This window comes from Rhizobacter sp. (genome assembly GCF_031412495.1).
Lineage (GTDB): Bacteria > Pseudomonadota > Gammaproteobacteria > Burkholderiales > Burkholderiaceae_C > Schlegelella_A.
On the sequence record NZ_JANODC010000266.1, the window covers coordinates 1 to 17,141 of the forward strand.

The 17,141-nt window shown below is 68.7% G+C and carries 21 protein-coding genes, 1 tRNA gene and 1 pseudogene; 21 read left to right on the forward strand and 2 right to left on the reverse strand.

Features of this window, described 5'->3' with window-relative positions; genetic code table 11:
- The 8 genes from uvrB to fdx form a co-directional block, all read left to right on the forward strand.
- Positions 1-1,590 (forward strand): excinuclease ABC subunit UvrB (gene uvrB, locus AC30N0_RS10085; RefSeq protein WP_489517788.1); only part of this gene is annotated, 1,590 nt, incomplete at its 5' end.
- Between the two features lie 149 nt (positions 1,591-1,739).
- Positions 1,740-2,273 carry a Fe-S cluster assembly transcription factor gene (locus tag AC30N0_RS10090; RefSeq protein WP_329688840.1) on the forward strand — a complete coding sequence of 178 codons (534 nt, stop codon included), beginning with the start codon at positions 1,740-1,742 and terminating at the stop codon, positions 2,271-2,273.
- 19 nt (positions 2,274-2,292) lie between these two features.
- A complete protein-coding gene (locus AC30N0_RS10095) occupies positions 2,293-3,507 on the forward strand; it encodes an IscS subfamily cysteine desulfurase (protein ID WP_489517789.1) in 1,215 nt (404 codons plus the stop codon).
- 29 nt (positions 3,508-3,536) lie between these two features.
- Positions 3,537-3,956, forward strand: coding sequence for a Fe-S cluster assembly scaffold IscU (iscU, locus tag AC30N0_RS10100; protein ID WP_489517790.1), 420 nt, complete (start codon positions 3,537-3,539; stop codon positions 3,954-3,956).
- Positions 3,957-3,958: 2 nt separating this feature from the next.
- A complete protein-coding gene (gene iscA / locus AC30N0_RS10105; protein WP_489517791.1) occupies positions 3,959-4,282 on the forward strand; it encodes an iron-sulfur cluster assembly protein IscA in 324 nt (107 codons plus the stop codon).
- A gap of 70 nt (positions 4,283-4,352) precedes the next feature.
- On the forward strand, positions 4,353-4,871 hold the full coding sequence (gene hscB / locus AC30N0_RS10110) for a Fe-S protein assembly co-chaperone HscB (protein ID WP_489517792.1): 519 nt from the start codon (positions 4,353-4,355) through the stop codon (positions 4,869-4,871).
- A complete protein-coding gene (gene hscA / locus AC30N0_RS10115) occupies positions 4,871-6,730 on the forward strand; it encodes a Fe-S protein assembly chaperone HscA (protein ID WP_489517793.1) in 1,860 nt (619 codons plus the stop codon). Before hscB ends, hscA begins: the two co-directional genes overlap by 1 nt.
- 2 nt (positions 6,731-6,732) lie before the next feature.
- Positions 6,733-7,071, forward strand: a complete 339-nt coding sequence (gene fdx, locus AC30N0_RS10120) for an ISC system 2Fe-2S type ferredoxin (RefSeq protein ID WP_489517794.1) — start codon at positions 6,733-6,735, stop codon at positions 7,069-7,071.
- A gap of 34 nt (positions 7,072-7,105) precedes the next feature.
- Here the strand turns inward: fdx and AC30N0_RS10125 are convergent, their stop codons facing one another.
- Together AC30N0_RS10125 and AC30N0_RS10130 are read right to left on the reverse strand one after the other, a co-directional pair.
- Entirely contained in the window at positions 7,106-7,288 is a 183-nt protein-coding gene (locus tag AC30N0_RS10125; protein WP_489517795.1) for a hypothetical protein, read from the reverse strand.
- A gap of 38 nt (positions 7,289-7,326) precedes the next feature.
- Positions 7,327-7,608 carry a DUF4902 domain-containing protein gene (locus AC30N0_RS10130; protein WP_489517796.1) on the reverse strand — a complete coding sequence of 94 codons (282 nt, stop codon included), beginning with the start codon at positions 7,606-7,608 and terminating at the stop codon, positions 7,327-7,329.
- 242 nt (positions 7,609-7,850) lie between these two features.
- Here AC30N0_RS10130 and AC30N0_RS10135 point away from each other — a divergent pair, with 242 nt between their 5' ends.
- From AC30N0_RS10135 to AC30N0_RS10195, 13 genes and pseudogenes are all read left to right on the forward strand, one after another.
- Entirely contained in the window at positions 7,851-8,564 is a 714-nt protein-coding gene (locus AC30N0_RS10135; RefSeq protein WP_489517797.1) for a helix-turn-helix transcriptional regulator, read from the forward strand.
- Between the two features lie 176 nt (positions 8,565-8,740).
- Complete coding sequence (locus AC30N0_RS10140) at positions 8,741-8,863, forward strand: hypothetical protein (protein ID WP_489517798.1); 123 nt, start codon at positions 8,741-8,743, stop codon at positions 8,861-8,863.
- A 109-nt stretch (positions 8,864-8,972) separates the two neighbouring features.
- Entirely contained in the window at positions 8,973-10,004 is a 1,032-nt protein-coding gene (gene tsaD, locus AC30N0_RS10145) for a tRNA (adenosine(37)-N6)-threonylcarbamoyltransferase complex transferase subunit TsaD (RefSeq protein ID WP_489517799.1), read from the forward strand.
- A gap of 173 nt (positions 10,005-10,177) precedes the next feature.
- A complete protein-coding gene (gene rpsO, locus AC30N0_RS10150; protein WP_489517800.1) occupies positions 10,178-10,447 on the forward strand; it encodes a 30S ribosomal protein S15 in 270 nt (89 codons plus the stop codon).
- A gap of 204 nt (positions 10,448-10,651) precedes the next feature.
- Positions 10,652-12,778, forward strand: a complete 2,127-nt coding sequence (gene pnp, locus AC30N0_RS10155; RefSeq protein ID WP_489517801.1) for a polyribonucleotide nucleotidyltransferase — start codon at positions 10,652-10,654, stop codon at positions 12,776-12,778.
- Positions 12,779-12,793: 15 nt separating this feature from the next.
- Complete coding sequence (locus AC30N0_RS10160; RefSeq protein WP_489517802.1) at positions 12,794-13,780, forward strand: NAD(P)H-quinone oxidoreductase; 987 nt, start codon at positions 12,794-12,796, stop codon at positions 13,778-13,780.
- On the forward strand, positions 13,774-14,547 hold the full coding sequence (gene tpiA, locus AC30N0_RS10165; RefSeq protein ID WP_489517803.1) for a triose-phosphate isomerase: 774 nt from the start codon (positions 13,774-13,776) through the stop codon (positions 14,545-14,547). The genes AC30N0_RS10160 and tpiA overlap by 7 nt, the downstream gene beginning before the upstream one ends.
- Before the next feature lie 31 nt (positions 14,548-14,578).
- On the forward strand, positions 14,579-15,037 hold the full coding sequence (secG, locus tag AC30N0_RS10170; RefSeq protein ID WP_489517807.1) for a preprotein translocase subunit SecG: 459 nt from the start codon (positions 14,579-14,581) through the stop codon (positions 15,035-15,037).
- Between the two features lie 139 nt (positions 15,038-15,176).
- Positions 15,177-15,261 (forward strand) — tRNA-Leu (locus AC30N0_RS10175).
- Between the two features lie 4 nt (positions 15,262-15,265).
- Complete coding sequence (locus AC30N0_RS10180) at positions 15,266-15,625, forward strand: NADH-quinone oxidoreductase subunit A (RefSeq protein WP_489517804.1); 360 nt, start codon at positions 15,266-15,268, stop codon at positions 15,623-15,625.
- 81 nt (positions 15,626-15,706) lie between these two features.
- Positions 15,707-16,183, forward strand: a complete 477-nt coding sequence (locus AC30N0_RS10185) for a NuoB/complex I 20 kDa subunit family protein (protein ID WP_489517805.1) — start codon at positions 15,707-15,709, stop codon at positions 16,181-16,183.
- 4 nt (positions 16,184-16,187) lie between these two features.
- Positions 16,188-16,784, forward strand: coding sequence for an NADH-quinone oxidoreductase subunit C (locus AC30N0_RS10190; RefSeq protein WP_489517806.1), 597 nt, complete (start codon positions 16,188-16,190; stop codon positions 16,782-16,784).
- A gap of 84 nt (positions 16,785-16,868) precedes the next feature.
- A pseudogene (locus AC30N0_RS10195) lies at positions 16,869-17,141 on the forward strand (NADH-quinone oxidoreductase subunit D); the annotation flags it as partial.

The window sequence follows — 17,141 nt, forward strand, 5'->3', positions numbered from 1 at the left end:
ATGCGCATGATCGTGCGCGTCGGCGACAAGCTCGGGCAGCGCGACGCCATCGCCCACCTGGTGCGCATGCAGTACACGCGCAACGAGAGCGACTTCTCGCGCGGCACGTTCCGCGTCCGCGGCGACACGATCGATGTCTTCCCGGCCGAGCACAGCGAGCTCGCCATCCGTCTCGAGCTCTTCGACGACGAGCTCGAGTCGCTGACGCTGTTCGACCCGCTCACCGGCCGCATCCGGCAGAAGATCCCGCGCTTCGTGATCTACCCGGCGAGCCACTACGCGACGCCGCGCGGCCGGATCGTCAACGCCATCGAGACGATCAAGACGGAGCTCTCCGAGCGGCTCGCGGAGTTCGTCTCGCAGGGCAAGCTCGTCGAGGCGCAGCGGATCGAGCAGCGGACGCGCTTCGATCTCGAGATGCTCTCCGAGATCGGCCACTGCAAGGGGATCGAGAACTACACGCGCCACCTCTCGGGCGCGGCGCCCGGCTCGCCGCCGGCGACGATGGTCGACTACCTGCCGAAGGACGCGATCATGTTCCTCGACGAGAGCCACGTCATGATCGGCCAGCTCGGCGGCATGTACAACGGCGACCGGGCCCGCAAGACGACCCTGGTCGAGTACGGCTTTCGCCTGCCCTCGGCGCTCGACAACCGGCCCCTCAAGTTCAAGGAGTTCGAGGCCAAGATGCGCCAGGTCGTGTTCGTTTCCGCCACGCCGGCGGCCTACGAACGGGAGCACGCCGGGCAGGTCGTGGAGCAGCTCGTCCGCCCGACCGGCCTGATCGACCCGCTGGTCGAAGTCCGCCCGGCCACGCACCAGGTCGACGACGTCCTCCAGGAAATCCGCGAGCGAGTCGACGTCAACGAGCGGGTCCTGATCACGACCCTGACCAAGCGCATGGCCGAGCAGCTGACGGACTACCTGACGGAAAACGGCGTGAAGGTGCGCTACCTGCACAGCGATGTGGAAACGGTCGAGCGGGTCGAGATCCTGCGCGACCTGCGCCTGGGCGCCTTCGACGTGCTGGTCGGCATCAACCTCCTGCGCGAGGGGCTGGACATCCCGGAGGTGTCGCTCGTCGCCATCCTCGACGCCGACAAGGAAGGCTTCCTCCGCTCCGAGCGGAGCCTGATCCAGACGATCGGCCGCGCCGCCCGCAACCTGAACGGGAAGGCGATCCTCTACGCCGACCAGGTCACCGAGTCGATGAAGCTGGCGCTCGGCGAGACGGAGCGGCGGCGGGCCCGGCAGACGGCGCACAACCTGGCCGAGGGGATCACCCCGGTCAGCATCGTCAAGCGGGTCAAGGAGATGATCGACGGCGTGTACGGGGACAAGGGCGCCAAGGACGACCTGAAGTCCGCCGTGGACAGCGCCAACGTCGAGGCCCTCAGCGAGAAGGATCTCGGCCGCCGGATCAAGAATCTCGAGAAACAGATGCTCGAGCACGCCCGGAACCTGGAATTCGAGAAGGCGGCGCGCGTGCGGGACCAGCTTGCCGCCCTGCGCGAGCAGGCCTTCGGAGCGGCCGGGAGCGACAACGTCGTGCCCCTGCCGGCACCGGCCTCCGGCTTGAAGCGGAACTAATCGCCTCAAACTCGACCAAATCGGTCGGATTCCATATACTTGAGCAAATCGCTCGGGTTTGGAATAGGCGAGTCGCCGGCTTGGTTTTTGCCAAGTGGAGGGTCACCCCGCTGGAGACAGCGTTCCACCACTCGATTAGGAGTTTCCCCATGCGTCTGACCACCAAAGGCCGTTTCGCCGTCACTGCCATGATCGACCTGGCCCTGCGGGAGCATTCGGGTCCGGTGGCTCTCGCTGCCATCAGCAGCCGGCAGCAGATCTCGTTGTCCTATCTCGAGCAGCTGTTCGGCAAGCTGCGCCGCCACGAGCTCGTCGAGAGCACCCGCGGCCCCGGCGGCGGCTACTCGCTCGGGCGCAAGTCCGAGGAGATCACGGTCGCCGACATCATCGTCGCCGTCGACGAGCCGATCGATGCCACCGGTTGTGCCGGCAAGGAAAACTGCATGGGCGACGACGCCGGCCGCTGCATGACGCACGACCTGTGGGCCAGCCTGAACTCGAAGATGATCGAATTCCTCGACTCGGTTTCGCTGAAGAAGCTGGTCGACGAGCAGATCGCCAAGGGCGTCTCCATCGAGGAGCACCCCGTCAAGCGTGCGATCTCGACCCAGCCGGTCGTCAAGCCGATCAAGATCACGGCACCGAATTCCGTCTTCGCGCTCGGTGCCGCCTTCTCGAAGTGACCTTCTCCGAGTTCCAGGAATGACCCCGCATTTCCCGATCTACATGGACTACGGCGCGACGACGCCGGTGGATCAGCGCGTCGTCGACGCGATGATCCCGTGGCTGCGCGAGCACTTCGGCAACCCGGCGTCGCGCAGCCATGCGTGGGGCTGGGAGGCCGAGGCCATCGTCGAGAAGGCCCGCGAGGACGTTGCGGCGCTGATCGGCGCCGACCCGCGCGAGATCGTGTGGACCTCCGGGGCGACGGAATCGAACAACCTGGCGCTGAAGGGCGCGGCCCATTTCTACAAGAGCCGCGGCAAGCACCTGGTCACCGTCAAGACCGAGCACAAGGCCGTGCTCGACACCATGCGCGAGCTCGAGCGGCAGGGCTTCGAGGTCACCTACCTCGACGTCGAGGAAGACGGCCTGCTCGACTTCAACCGGCTGAAGGGCGCCCTGCGCGCCGACACGATCGTGGTCTCGGTCATGTTCGTGAACAACGAGATCGGCGTGATCCAGGATATCGCCGCCATCGGCACGCTGTGCCGCGAGCGCGGCATCGTCTTTCACGTCGATGCCGCGCAGGCCACGGGCAAGGTCGCAATCGACCTGGCCAGGCTTCCGGTCGACCTGATGAGCCTGGCCTCGCACAAGACCTACGGGCCCAAGGGCATCGGCGCGCTGTACGTTAGGCGTAAGCCCCGCGTGCGCATCGAGGCGCAGATGCACGGCGGCGGGCATGAGCGCGGCATGCGCTCGGGCACGCTGCCGACGCACCAGATCGTCGGCATGGGCGAGGCGTTTCGCATCGCCCGCGAGGAGATGGGGACCGAAAGCGAGCGGATCCGCATGCTGCACCGCAAGCTCGTCGAGGACCTCTCCGACATGGAGCAGACCTTCCTGAACGGCCATCCCGAGCAGCGAGTGCCGCACAACGTGAACATGTCGTTCAACTTCGTCGAGGGCGAGTCGCTCATCATGGGCGTGAAGGGCATCGCCGTCTCGTCGGGCTCGGCCTGCACCTCGGCCAGCCTCGAGCCGAGCTACGTGCTGCGTGCCCTCGGCCGCAGCGACGAGCTGGCGCACTCGAGCCTGCGCATGACGATCGGCCGCTTCACCACCGAGCAGGAAATCGAGTACGTGGTCGCCACCCTGAAGGATCGTGTCGCCCGGCTGCGCGAGTTGTCGCCGCTGTGGGACATGTTCAAGGAAGGCGTCGACCTCAGCACCATCCAGTGGGCGGCGCATTGACGCCGTCCCGCTGACAGAGGAGAGCAGAAATGGCTTACAGCGAAAAGGTCGTCGACCACTACGAGAACCCGCGCAACGTCGGTTCGTTCCAGAAGGGCGACGACAGCGTCGGCACCGGCATGGTCGGTGCGCCGGCCTGCGGCGACGTGATGAAGCTGCAGATCAAGGTGAACCGCGAGACCGGGCTCATCGAGGACGCCAAGTTCAAGACCTACGGCTGCGGCTCGGCGATCGCGTCGAGCTCGCTCGTCACCGAATGGGTCAAGGGCAAGTCGCTCGACGAGGCCCTGACGATCAGGAACACGCAGATCGCCCAGGAGCTGGCGCTGCCGCCGGTGAAGATCCACTGCTCGATCCTGGCCGAAGATGCCATCAAGGCAGCGGTCAAGGACTACCAGGCGAAGCACGCCGAGCACGCGGCGGCCGACCCCGTCGCGACCACCGCCTGATCATGCCCGTCACCCTCACGGAAGCGGCCGCGCGCCACGTCACGCGCTATCTCGGCAAGCGTGGCAAGGGCGTGGGCGTGCGGCTGGGCGTGAAGACGACCGGCTGCTCGGGCCTGGCCTACAAGCTCGAGTACGCCGACGATTTCGCGCCCGAGGACCTCGTCTTCGAGGATCACGGCGTCAAGGTGATCGTCGATCCGAAGAGCCTGCCCTACATCGACGGCACGGAGCTCGACTTCGTCCGCGAGGGGCTGAACGAGGGCTTCAGGTTCCACAACCCGCGCGAGAAGGATCGCTGCGGCTGCGGCGAGTCGTTCCGCGTGTAGCTCGCCACATTGCCGGGTTCGACGGGGCCCGCAGCGCGGGCCCCTTCGCTTTTTCCTTTTCCTCTGATCCATGCAGCTCGACGGCGACGATTTCAAGCTCTTCGGCCTGCCACGCGGCTACCGCCTCGACCGGTCCGAGCTCGATGCGCGGCGCCGTCGCCTGCAGGCCCAGGTCCATCCCGACCGGTTCGCGTCCGCAGACGCCGCGTCGCGTCGCCGCGCCATGCAGGGCGCGGTGCGCGTGAACGAGGCCTACGAGCGGCTCAAGGACCCGCTGCGCCGGGCCGCGTACCTGTGCGAGCTCCACGGTGCGCCGATCCAGTCCGAGGACAACACCGCCATGCCGGCAGCCTTCCTGCAGCAGCAGATGACCTGGCGCGAGGCACTCGAGGAAGCACGTGGTCCGGGCGAGTTCGAACCGGTGGCCGCGGAGCTCGACGCGTACCGGTCGGCCGCCTATCGGCGGTTGGCGGAGACGATCGACGCGGCTCGCGACTTCGCCTGCGCCGCCGAGCAGGTGCGCGCGCTGATGTTCGTGGAGCGTTTCGCCGACGACGTCGCCGAGCGCCGGGCGAGGGAGGAGCGCTGATGGCCCTGCTGCAGATCTCCGAACCCGGGGCCTCGCCCGATCCGCACCAGCGGCGCCATGCGGTGGGCATCGACCTCGGCACCACCCACTCGCTGGTCGCCGCCGTGCGAAACGGCGTCGCCGAGTGCCTGCCCGACGACGACGGCGAGGTGATCCTGCCCTCGGCCGTGCGCTACTTCGAGGGCGGCCGGGCGGTCGTCGGAGCGCGCGCGCTCGAGGCCGCGGCCAGCGATCCGCACAACACCATCGTGTCCGTGAAGCGCCTGATGGGGCGAGGGCTGTCCGACGTCGCGAGGGCCGGCCCGCTGCCGTACGACTTCGGTGATTCCGAGGCCGGCATGGTTCGCGTGCGAACCGCAGCCGGCGTCAAGTCGCCCGTCGAGATCTCGGCCGAGATCCTCGCCACCTTGCGCCAGCGCGCCGAGGACACCTTCGCCGACGACCTGTTCGGCGCGGTGGTGACCGTGCCGGCCTATTTCGACGACGCGCAGCGCCAGGCGACCAAGGACGCCGCCGATCTGGCCGGGCTGAAGGTGCTGCGCCTCGTCAGCGAACCCACGGCCGCGGCGATCGCCTACGGCCTCGACAACGCCGCCGAGGGGCTCTACGCCGTCTACGACCTCGGCGGCGGCACCTTCGACATCTCCCTGCTGCGCATGACGAAGGGCGTCTTCGAGGTGATCGCCACCGGCGGCGACTCCGCACTCGGCGGAGACGACATCGACGCTGCGCTCGCCGATGCGGTGCTGGCGCGCGCGGGTGTGCCGGCGAACGGCCCGCACGACCGGCGTGCGGCATCGACGGCGGCACGGCGGGCCAAGGAAGCCCTGTCCACGGGGGAGGAAGCGACGTTCGAGGCCGTTCTCGGCGGCGTCGCCGTTCGTGTCCCCGTGCAGCGAAGCGAGCTCGAGGCCGTGGCCCGGCCCTGGGTCGAGCGCACCATCGCTGCGGTCCGGCAGGTCGTTCGCGACGCGAAGGTGGACAAGGGCGAGATCGACGGCGTGGTCATGGTCGGCGGTTCGACGCGCATGCCGCTCGTTCAGCGAGCCGCCGCCGAGTTCTTCGGGCGCGAGCCACTCACCAACCTCGACCCGGACCAGGTCGTGGCGCTCGGGGCCGCGCGCCAGGCCGACGCGCTCGCCGGGAACCAGGGCACCGGTGACCTTCTCCTGCTCGACGTGATCCCCCTGTCGCTCGGTCTCGAGACCATGGGCGGCCTCGTCGAGCGGATCATCCCGCGCAACAGCCCGATTCCGACCGCCCGTGCGCAGGACTTCACCACCTTCCAGGACGGCCAGACGGCCATGGCGATCCACGTCGTGCAGGGCGAGCGAGACCTGGTCGTCGATTGCCGCTCGCTCGCCCGCTTCGAGCTGCGCGGGATCCCGCCGATGGTCGCGGGCGCCGCCCGGATCCGCGTCACCTTCACGGTCGATGCCGACGGCCTCCTCGGCGTCGCTGCACGCGAGGAGGGCACCGGCATCGAGGCCTCGATCAAGGTCAAGCCGAGCTACGGGCTCACCGACGAGGAAGTGGCGCGCATGCTCGGCGAGGGCTTCCGCCTCGCCGAGGCCGACATGGTCGAGCGGAGCCTGCGCGAGGCGAAGGTCGACGGCGAGCGGCTTCTCGCGGCGCTGGCCAGCGCGGTGTCCGCGGACGGCGACCTCCTGAGCGCGGAGGAACGCGCCGGCATCGAGCGGCTGAGCCACGAACTGCGCGAGAGCAGCCAAGGCAACGACCGCTTCGCGATCGAGGCGGCGGCGAAGTCGCTCAGCGACGCGACGGAGGCGTTCGCCGCCGAGCGCATGAACCGCGGCATGCGACGCGCACTCGCCGGCCGTCGCCTCGAGGAGATCTGAGCGTGCCCGTCATCAAGGTCCTGCCGCATCCCGAGTACTGCCCCGAGGGGCGCGAGATCGAGGCGCCGGCGGGCGTCTCGATCTGCGAGGCGCTGCTCGAGAACGGCATCGAGATCGAGCATGCCTGCGAGATGAGCTGCGCCTGCACCACCTGTCATGTCGTGGTCCGCTCCGGATTCGAATCGCTGGGCGAGCCCGACGAAAGCGAGGAGGACCTCCTCGACCGCGCCTGGGGACTCGAGCCGACCTCGCGGCTGTCGTGCCAGGCGATCGTCGCGCGCGCGAACGTGACCGTCGAGATACCGAAGTACTCGATCAACCACGCCAAGGAAAAGCACTAGCCGGCCGGCGCGGGCGGCGCCCCGGGCGCTGCGGTCAGCGCCGGTCGGAGCTGACCTGGATGGCCCGCCGCAGCCAGCTCCAGGCGCTCGGCGCAGGGAGCTCCGAATCCGGCGCGGTGCCGTCCCGCTCGCCGATGAGCGCCTTGTCGTCGAGCATGGCGACGAAGGCCCTGACTTCGGGCTTCTTGAGCCCGCTCACCTCGGCGAGCTGAGCCACGCGATCGAGGTACCGACCGGCAAGCCGCATCGCCCGCATCAGCAGGCGACCTGGTCGAGCGCGCGCCGCACCTCGGTCTGCCAGGGCAGGGCATACACCAGCTGGTGCAGCTGCACAGCGGCGTCCACGTTGTTGAGAGCCTCGCCCTCGTCGTCGAGGAGCTTGAGGTTGGTGACCAGCCCGAGCGGGTCCGACATGGCGACGACGCCGTGCTGGATCTGGACCCAGTCCCAGGCCACGCCTGCCGACTGGGTCTCGGTGGCGTCGCCCCACAGGGTCTGCCCGCAGCAGAGGCAGTCCCCGTCTCCCAAAGTCAACACGCGCGTCCCCAGGTGCGTCAAATGCAACTGCGGCGCACGACTCGCCTGCCACAATAGGGGTGGCCAAGCACAAACAATCCAGGCAGGAGTCATGGCTGTTTTCGAGTCGATGGCGAATCCTTCGAAGTTCGTGACGGAGCAGTGTCGCAAGGCCGGACCGCTTTGCAAGCTGTCAGAGTTGTCAGGGTGATGGCGAACGGATCACTGCGAGCCGCATCGATGCGCGCCAGGGCCTGAGGCGCATGCTGCAAGCCGGTTTCACCTCCGTTCTCAAGACGCGGACCCGCGACGAACTCCAGGACGAGGTCGTCGGCTTCACCAGACGGCTCGGTTTCGAGACGGTGTCGGCGACGGTGGTCATCGATCACCTGCTCGGCGAGGCCGAATTCATCACCATCGACAACACGCCGCGCGCCTACCGCGACCTGTTCCAGGACCGCGCCAGCTGGCGCCGCGATCCCGTGATGCAGCATTGCAAGCGCTACAGCATGCCCATCATCTGGGGCCAGGACACGTATGCAGCGCAGGGCCTGGGCGACAAGTGGGAGGAGCAGGCGCGCTTCGGCTACCGCCATGGCATCGCGATGGCCCTGCACATGCCCGAAGGCCGGCACTTCTTCCTCGGCGTCGATCGCGACCAGCCGGTGCCGCCCGACCCTGCCGAGATCACCCGGCTGGTCGCCGATCTGCAGCTGTTCGCCGTCCATGCCCAGGATGCGGCATTGCGCATCCTGACGCCCGTGGCGAGCTCGCCGGGTGCGCCATCGCTCACCCCGCGCGAGCTCGAGACGCTGCGCTGGACCATGGAAGGCAAGACGGCCTGGGAAGTCGGGAACCTGCTGGGCATCAGCGAACGCACGGCGGCCCTGCACGTCAACAACGCGACGCACAAGCTCGGCTGCGTCAACAAGCACCAGGCTGTCCTGAAGGCGCTTCGGCTCGGCTTGATCCGCTAGTTCCGGCGCTGCCCCGGCACCCACAGCGGCGCTGATGCCCGGTCGAGGGGCTCGGCACCTGCCACTTCCGTGCAGTGCTGCACACTGTAAGAGTTGACAGTTACGCGAGTCTGACGGTGCTGGTCGAATCAGGCGGTGCGCGGATGGAGCGCACGACGCCGCCGAAAGGAGCAGCCATGCAGCAGCCGCAGACCCCGTTCTTCCCGACCTTGATCGACATCAAGGTCGCTCCGCTGAATGCGGGACCGCACGGCGGCTGGAGTGCGCCTCTTCACGGGCCACACGGCGGCTGGTTCTAGGCAGCTCGTTCCCTGGTCCTGCCCGCGCGGCATGCGGGCACCCTGACCCGTTCCGCCCATCCCGGGCCGAACGGGTTTCGTCCGAGGTGCGGCACCGTAGACTTTGGCGGTGAACGTCCTCGGCATCGAAACCTCGTGCGACGAGACCGGCGTGGCCATGGTGCAGGCCGGCGCCAGCGGAACACCCCGCCTGCTGGCCCATGCGCTGCACAGCCAGGTCGAGATGCACTCGGCCTACGGTGGCGTCGTTCCAGAACTCGCGTCGCGCGATCACATCCGGCGTGTCCTTCCCCTGGCCCGCGACGTCCTCGCCAGCAGCGGGCTGGCGCTCGGAGGTGTCGATGCCGTCGCCTACACGCGCGGGCCCGGCCTCGCCGGGGCCCTGCTGGTCGGCGCCGGGGTCGCCTGTGCGCTCGCGGCGGCGCTGGCGCGACCGGCGCTCGGCGTTCATCACCTCGAGGGTCACCTGCTGTCTCCCTTTCTCTCCGGGGACCCGCCGAGCTTCCCGTTCGTTGCCCTGTTGGTCTCGGGCGGGCACACCCAGCTCCTGCGCGTCGACGAGGTCGGGCGCTACGAGCTCCTCGGCGACACGATCGACGACGCCGCAGGCGAGGCGTTCGACAAGTCGGCCAAGCTGCTCGGGCTCGGCTACCCCGGCGGCCCGGCACTGGCGCGGCTGGCGGAGTTCGGCGACCCGGCCGCCTACGCCCTGCCGCGGCCGCTCCTGAACCGGGACACGCTCGACTTCTCCTTCGCGGGGCTGAAGACGGCGGTGCGCACGCACGCCATCCTGCTCGAAGGCGCAGCCTGCGAGCAGGCGCGCGCCGATCTGGCGGCCTCGACGCAGGAGGCGATCGTCGACGTGCTGGTGCGCCGCTCCGTTGCCGCCCTGGAGGCCACAGGCCTCGGCTGCCTCGTCGTGGCCGGCGGCGTCGGTGCCAACACCCTGCTGCGCAGCCGCCTCGACCGAGCCTGCGCAGGTCGAGGCGCCCGCGTCCACTACCCCGAGCTGGCGCTGTGCACCGACAACGGCGCCATGATCGCGCTCGCCGCGGCGATGCGGCTGCAGCGCGGCATCGCCGAGTCGTCGAACGGCTACGCCTTCGATGTCAGGCCGCGCTGGGCGCTCGGCGCCGCGTGAGCCGCCGCGGCCGGACCTCCGGCGGGGCGACGCGCCTGCCCTATAATCAGCGGCTCGACTGCTCCGGCAGCGACCCAGCACGACACCGGTCGGTTTCACCGGTGCTCGCAAGTTCACACGAAACCGCAGCACCGCTCCCTGGCGGGCGCTCGGTTTCACATTCAGGAAACGAGATGCCAGCCACCACCGAACACAAGGCGGAAATCGTCAAGGCGCACGCGCGAAGCGGCGCCGATACCGGCTCGACCGAGGTGCAAGTCGCCTTGCTCACGGACCGGATCAACGAACTCACGCCGCACTTCAAGACCCACCTGAAAGACCATCACGGCCGGCGCGGCCTGCTCAAGATGGTCAACCGCCGCAAGAGCCTGCTGACGTACCTGAAGGGGACGGACGCGGCGCGCTACACGGCGCTGATCCAGAAGCTGGGCCTGCGCAAGTAGGTCTGCAATGAAGCCGAGAGCCCGACCGGTGTCGACCGGCGCGCCTTCGGCGAGGGGAACGAGCGGCCGCATGGCGACGCTGTGTCATTCCACCGATGTTCGGCCCCTGTCGTCGAGCACCCCTGGAATGGCATTTCGCCCTGAGCCACGTTCCGGGAGCCGGCGCCGCCCTCCAGGCGCCCGTCACGCAACGGAGAACCGAGAATGAGCATCTTCAACAAGGTCACCAAGACCTTCCAGTGGGGCCAGCACACCGTCACTCTCGAGACCGGCGAGATCGCACGCCAGTCCGGCGGTGCGGTGGTCGTCAGCATCGAGGACACGGTGGTGCTCGCCACCGTGGTGGCGCGCAAGGAGGCCAAGCAGGGCCAGGACTTCTTCCCGCTGACCGTCGACTACATCGAGAAGACCTATGCCGCGGGCCGGATCCCGGGCAGCTTCTTCAAGCGCGAAGGTCGGCCCAGCGAGCTGGAGACCCTGACGTCGCGCCTGATCGACCGGCCGCTGCGCCCGCTCTTCCCGGAGAACTTCTACAACGAGGTGCAGGTGATCATCCACGTGCTCTCGCTGAACCCCGAGATCGCCGCCGACATCCCGGCCCTGATCGGCGCCAGCGCGGCGCTCGGCATCTCGGGCATCCCGTTCAACGGCCCGATCGGTGCCGCCCGCGTCGGCTACATCGACGGCCAGTACGTGCTGAACCCGACCAAGACGCAGATGGCCAGCACCCAGATGGACCTGATCGTCGCCGGCACGCAGGCGGCGGTGCTGATGGTCGAGTCGGAGGCCAAGCAACTGAGCGAAGAGGTCATGCTCGGCGGCGTGGTCTTCGGCCATGAGCAAGGCAACGTGGCCATCGCCGCGATCAACGAGCTGATCCGCGACGCCGGCAAGCCGGCCTGGGACTGGCAGCCGCCGGCCAAGGACGAGCCCTTCATCGCCAAGGTCTCGGCGCAGGCCGAAGGCGCGATCCGCGCTGCGTACCAGATCCGCTCCAAGCAGGCGCGCACGCAGGCCACGCGCGAGGCTTACGCCGCCGCCAAGGCGGCGCTCGTGGCCGAGGGCGTGGAGCACGACCCGATCAAGGTCGACAACCTCCTGTTCGAGGTCGAGGCGAAGATCGTCCGCAGCCAGATCCTGGCCGGCGAGCCGCGCATCGACGGTCGCGACACCCGGACCGTGCGGCCGATCGAGATCCGCACCGGCGTGCTGCCGCGCGTGCACGGCTCGGCCCTGTTCACCCGCGGCGAGACGCAGGCGCTGGTCGCGGCCACGCTCGGCACCGACCGCGATTCGCAGAAGATCGACGCGCTTGCCGGCGAGTACAGCGAGCACTTCATGTTGCACTACAACATGCCCCCGTTCGCCACCGGCGAAACCGGCCGCGTCGGCACGCCGAAGCGGCGCGAGATCGGGCACGGCCGGCTGGCCAAGCGGGCGCTGGTCGCCGTGCTGCCGGACCGTGGCGAGTTCCCGTACTCGATGCGGGTCGTCTCCGAGATCACGGAGTCGAACGGCTCGTCGTCGATGGCCTCGGTGTGCGGCGGCTGCCTGGCCCTGATGGATGCGGGCGTTCCGCTGAAGGCGCACGTGGCGGGCATCGCCATGGGCCTGATCAAGGAAGGCAACCGCTTCGCCGTCCTGACCGACATCCTGGGCGACGAGGACCACCTCGGCGACATGGACTTCAAGGTGGCCGGGACCACGAACGGCGTGACCGCCCTGCAGATGGACATCAAGATCCAGGGCATCACCAAGGAAATCATGCAGGTGGCGCTGGCGCAGGCCAAGGAAGCGCGCCTGCACATCCTCGGCAAGATGCAGGAGGCCATGGGCGGAGCGAAGACCGAGGTCTCGCAGTTCGCGCCCCGTCTCTACACGATGAAGATCAACCCGGAGAAGATCCGCGACGTGATCGGCAAGGGCGGCTCGACCATCCGCGCCCTCACCGAGGAGACCGGCTGCACGATCGACATCGGCGAGGACGGCACGATCACCATCGCCTCGGTCGATGCCGACAAGGCCGAGCACGCCAAGAAGCGCATCCAGGAGATCACGGCAGAGGTCGAGGTCGGCAAGATCTACGAGGGCGCGATCACCAAGATCCTCGACTTCGGCGCACTCGTGAACCTGCTCCCGGGCAAGGACGGGTTGCTGCACATCAGCCAGATCGCACACCAGCGGGTCGAGAAGGTCACCGACTTCCTGTCGGAAGGCCAGGTCGTCCGCGTCAAGGTGCTCGAGACCGACGACAAGGGCCGGGTCAAGCTCTCGATGAAGGCGCTCCTCGACCGCGACATGCCGCCGCGCGAGCATGCGATGCACGAGTAGCCGCGGGGCAGGGCAGTGAAGGCGATCGAGATCACGGCGCCGGGCCAGCCCGACGTCCTCCGGCTCACCGAGCGGCCGCGGCCCGAGGCCGCTCCGGGCGAAGCGCTCATCCGCGTCGCCGCCTCGGGCGTGAACCGGCCCGACGTCCTGCAGAGGAAGGGGCTCTACCCGGTGCCGCCCGGCGCGTCCGACCTGCCCGGCCTGGAAGTGGCCGGAACGATCGAGAGCGGCGATGCCGCTGCGCTGGCGGCGGCGGGCATGCGCATCGGCGACCGCGTCTGTGCCCTCGTCGCCGGCGGCGGCTACGCGGAGTACTGCGTGGCGCCGGTGGGCCAGTGCCTGCCGTCGCCGGCGCGCCTGAGCGACATCGAAGCGGCAAGCCTTCCGGAGACGTTCTTCACGGTCTGGTCGAACGTCTTCGACCGGGCCCGGCTTCGCCCCGGCGAAACGCTGCTCGTGCAGGGCGGCAGCAGCGGCATCGGCGTGACGGCGATCCAGCTTGCCAAGGCCTGGGGCGCGACGGTGATCGTCACCGTCGGCTCGCCGGAGAAGGCCGCCGCCTGCGTCGCCCTCGGCGCCGACCACGCGATCAATTACCGCACTGATGACTTCAGCACCGAGGTCCTGCGCCTGACCGGCGGCAAGGGCACCGACGTCGTGCTCGACATGGTCGCCGGCGACTACCTCCTGCGCGAGCTGAAGTGCCTGGCCGAGGACGGGCGCATCGTCGTCATCGCGGTGCAGGGCGGTGTCGACGCCAAGGTCGACGCAGGCCTCGTGCTGCGCCGGCGCCTCACGATCAGCGGATCGACGCTGCGGCCGCGTCCGGTCGCCTTCAAGACAGCGATCGCCGCAGCCCTGAAGCAGACCGTCTGGCCGTGGCTCGACGCGGGGACCGTCCGCCCGGTGATCCACCAGGTGTTTCCGGCTGCCGAGGCGGCAAGCGCGCACGCGCTGATGGAGTCGAACCGCCACATCGGCAAGCTGGTGCTCGCGTGGTAGCCGCGCCGGAGGCGGGCGCCGTCCGCCGGCGCAAGCTGGTGGTCGGCAATTGGAAGATGAACGGCACGCGCGCCGCCAATGCAGCGCTCCTGGCCAGCCTGAAGGCGGCCATGGCGCCTGCAGCCTGCGATGTCGCCGTCTGCCCGCCCGCACCGTACCTCGGCGAGGTCGCGGCCTTGCTGCTCGGCAGCGCCATCCATTGGGGGGCGCAGGACTGCTCCAGCCATGCCCCGGGCGCCTTCACCGGCGAAGTGGCGGCCTCGATGCTGGCCGAGTTCGGCTGCAGCTTCGTCATCGTCGGTCACTCGGAGCGCCGCGCCCTGCACGCGGAGAGCGACGAACTCGTGGCCCAAAAGGCCGAACAGGCGCTGGCCAGCGGCCTGGTGCCCATCATCTGCGTCGGCGAGACCCTCGCCGAGCGCGAGGCAGGTGCGACCGATGCCGTCGTCGCTCGCCAGCTCGCGGCGGTGCTCGACCGGCTCGGCGAGCGGATCGCCGGCTGCGTCGTCGCCTACGAGCCGGTCTGGGCCATCGGCACCGGCAAGACCGCGTCGCCCGACGAGGCGCAGTCGGTGCATGCGCTCCTGCGCGAGGCGCTGCGTTCGCGCACCCCGGGCGGCGGGGCGGTCCGGCTCCTCTACGGCGGCAGCGTCAAGGCCGACAACGCGGCCCAGCTCTTCGCCCAACCCGACATCGACGGCGGCCTCATCGGCGGGGCCTCGCTGAAGGCAGCGGACTTCATCGCCATCTGCCAGGCAGCGGTCTGAGCCCCACATGAATCACGGAGCCGCATCCAGTATGAACATGGTCATGAATCTCGTCCTCGCCCTGCAGATCATCACCGCGCTGGTGATGATCGGTCTGGTCCTGATCCAGCACGGCAAGGGCGCGGACATGGGGGCATCGTTCGGCAGTGGCGCCTCGGGCAGCCTCTTCGGCGCGACCGGCAGCGCCAACTTCCTCTCGCGATCGACGGCCGTCTGCGCTGCGGTCTTCTTCGCATGCACGCTCGCGCTCGCCTACACCGCCAACGACCGGCCCCGCCAGTCGTCCGGCAGCATCCTGGATCGGCCTGCCGCCGGTGCATCGGCGCCCTTGCCGGCCGCGTCGGGCGCAGGCCAGATCCCTGCCGGCGGCCCGGTCGTGCCGGGCGGAACGAGCGCCAGGGCGCCGGCCCCATCGGCGTCCGCCTCGCCTGTACCAGCCACGCCCGCGCCGCCCGCCGCATCGGGAGCGGGAGCCATCCCGCAGAAGTAGAAGCCCGGCGCCGCCGCGAGCGGCGCGACGCAGCGCAAAAAGGGGCCCTTCGAGCCCTGCCCGTGCAGGGTCGTGCAGGTAGAATGCGTGGTTGCGCGGCGAGCCCATCCTCATGCCAGCCGAGCACGTGACAGGCGCCGCCGACGTGGTGAAATTGGTAGACACGCTATCTTGAGGGGGTAGTGGCGAAAGCTGTGCGAGTTCGAGTCTCGCCGTCGGCACCAGACCATGACTCTCGACCCCTACCTGCCGGTCATTCTCTTCATCCTCGTCGGGGTTGCAGTTGGCGTGCTGCCTCAGTTGCTCGGTTTCCTCCTCGGGCCGCGGCGGCCCGATGAAGCGAAGAACTCCCCCTATGAATGCGGCTTCGAGGCTTTCGAAGACGCGCGCATGAAGTTCGACGTCCGCTACTACCTGGTGGCGATCCTCTTCATCCTGTTCGACCTCGAGATCGCCTTCCTCTTCCCGTGGGCGGTGGCCCTGAACGAGATCGGTCCGACGGGCTTCTGGGCCATGATGCTCTTCCTCGGGATCCTGGTCGTCGGCTTTATCTACGAATGGAAGAAGGGCGCCCTGGATTGGGAATGAAGATGACCCCCACGCTGACTTTCGTTCGCTGCCCCCCGAGGGGGCGCAGGCTTCCTTGGGGCGGCCCGGCGGCAGCCTGACATGAGTCTCGAAGGCGTACTCAAGGAAGGCTTCGTCTCGACGAGCCTCGATTCGGTGATCAACTGGTCGAAGACCGGCTCGCTGTGGCCGATGACCTTCGGCCTGGCGTGCTGCGCCGTCGAGATGATGCACGCGGGTGCCGCCCGCTACGACATCGACCGCTTCGGCATGCTGTTCCGCCCGAGCCCGCGCCAGAGCGACCTCATGATCGTCGCCGGCACGCTCTGCAACAAGATGGCGCCGGCACTGCGCAAGGTCTACGACCAGATGGCCGAGCCGCGCTGGGTGATCTCGATGGGCTCGTGCGCCAATGGCGGCGGCTACTATCACTACAGCTACTCGGTCGTGCGCGGCTGCGACCGCATCGTCCCGGTCGACGTCTACGTGCCGGGCTGCCCGCCCACCGCCGAGGCGCTCCTCTATGGCGTCCTGCAGCTGCAGGCCAAGATCCGGCGCGAGACGACCATTGCCCGCTAGCGCCATGAATTCCCTCGACGTCCTGCAGGAGGCGCTGACGGCGCAGTTCGGCGCGCGGCTCAAGAAGCTCGAGCGCGCCTACGGAGAGCTCAGCATCACCGTGGCAAGCGCCGATTACCTCGACGTCGCCTGCACCCTGCGCGACCACGACGACCTGAAGTTCGAGCAGCTGATGGACCTGTGCGGCGTCGACTTCTCGAGCTACCGGGACGAGCCGTGGGAAGGCCCGCGCTTCTGCGTCGTCACGCACCTGCTCTCGCTGAGCAAGAACTGGCGCGTTCGCCTGAAGGTGTTCTGCCCGGACGACGACGTGCCGCAGATTGCCTCGGTGACCGAGGTCTGGAGCGCGGCCAACTGGTTCGAGCGCGAGGCCTTCGACCTGTTCGGCATCATTTTCGACGGCCACCTGGACCTGCGCCGCCTCCTCACCGACTACGGCTTCATAGGCCACCCGTTCCGCAAGGACTTCCCGGTCTCGGGCAACGTCGAGATGCGCTACGACCCGGAGCAGAAGCGCGTCATCTACCAGCCGATCACGATCGAGCCGCGCGAGATCGTCCCGCGCGTGATCCGCGAAGACAACTACGGCGGCCTCCACTGAATATGGCGCCCCCACGCTCACTTCGTTCGCTGCCCCCCGAGGGGGCGCAGGCCCGCCTAGGGGCGGCCCGGCGGCGCGCCTGAGATGGCCGACATCAAGAACTACACCCTGAACTTCGGACCGCAGCACCCCGCGGCCCACGGGGTTCTGCGCCTAGTCCTCGAGCTGGACGGCGAGGTCATCCAGCGTGCCGACCCGCATGTCGGCCTGCTGCACCGCGCGACGGAGAAGCTCGCCGAGACGCGCACCTACATCCAGTCGCTGCCCTACATGGACCGGCTCGACTACGTCTCGATGATGTGCAACGAGCACGGCTACTGCCTGGCGATCGAGAAGCTGCTCGGCGTCGACGTGCCG

Excerpts from the sequence above, each read along its gene's own strand:
- AC30N0_RS10190 (WP_489517806.1), top strand. The coding sequence starts at position 16,188 with ATGAATTCCCTCGACGTCCTGCAGGAGGCGCTGACGGCGCAGTTCGGC.
- hscA (WP_489517793.1), top strand. The coding sequence starts at position 4,871 with ATGGCCCTGCTGCAGATCTCCGAACCCGGGGCCTCGCCCGATCCGCAC.
- AC30N0_RS10180 (WP_489517804.1), top strand. The coding sequence starts at position 15,266 with ATGACTCTCGACCCCTACCTGCCGGTCATTCTCTTCATCCTCGTCGGG.
- AC30N0_RS10140 (WP_489517798.1), top strand. The coding sequence starts at position 8,741 with ATGCAGCAGCCGCAGACCCCGTTCTTCCCGACCTTGATCGACATCAAG.
- AC30N0_RS10090 (WP_329688840.1), top strand. The coding sequence starts at position 1,740 with ATGCGTCTGACCACCAAAGGCCGTTTCGCCGTCACTGCCATGATCGAC.
- pnp (WP_489517801.1), top strand. The coding sequence starts at position 10,652 with ATGAGCATCTTCAACAAGGTCACCAAGACCTTCCAGTGGGGCCAGCAC.
- secG (WP_489517807.1), top strand. The coding sequence starts at position 14,579 with ATGAACATGGTCATGAATCTCGTCCTCGCCCTGCAGATCATCACCGCG.
- AC30N0_RS10185 (WP_489517805.1), top strand. The coding sequence starts at position 15,707 with ATGAGTCTCGAAGGCGTACTCAAGGAAGGCTTCGTCTCGACGAGCCTC.
- hscB (WP_489517792.1), top strand. The coding sequence starts at position 4,353 with ATGCAGCTCGACGGCGACGATTTCAAGCTCTTCGGCCTGCCACGCGGC.
- AC30N0_RS10135 (WP_489517797.1), top strand. The coding sequence starts at position 7,851 with ATGCTGCAAGCCGGTTTCACCTCCGTTCTCAAGACGCGGACCCGCGAC.
- iscA (WP_489517791.1), top strand. The coding sequence starts at position 3,959 with ATGCCCGTCACCCTCACGGAAGCGGCCGCGCGCCACGTCACGCGCTAT.
- iscU (WP_489517790.1), top strand. The coding sequence starts at position 3,537 with ATGGCTTACAGCGAAAAGGTCGTCGACCACTACGAGAACCCGCGCAAC.
- rpsO (WP_489517800.1), top strand. The coding sequence starts at position 10,178 with ATGCCAGCCACCACCGAACACAAGGCGGAAATCGTCAAGGCGCACGCG.
- AC30N0_RS10095 (WP_489517789.1), top strand. The coding sequence starts at position 2,293 with ATGACCCCGCATTTCCCGATCTACATGGACTACGGCGCGACGACGCCG.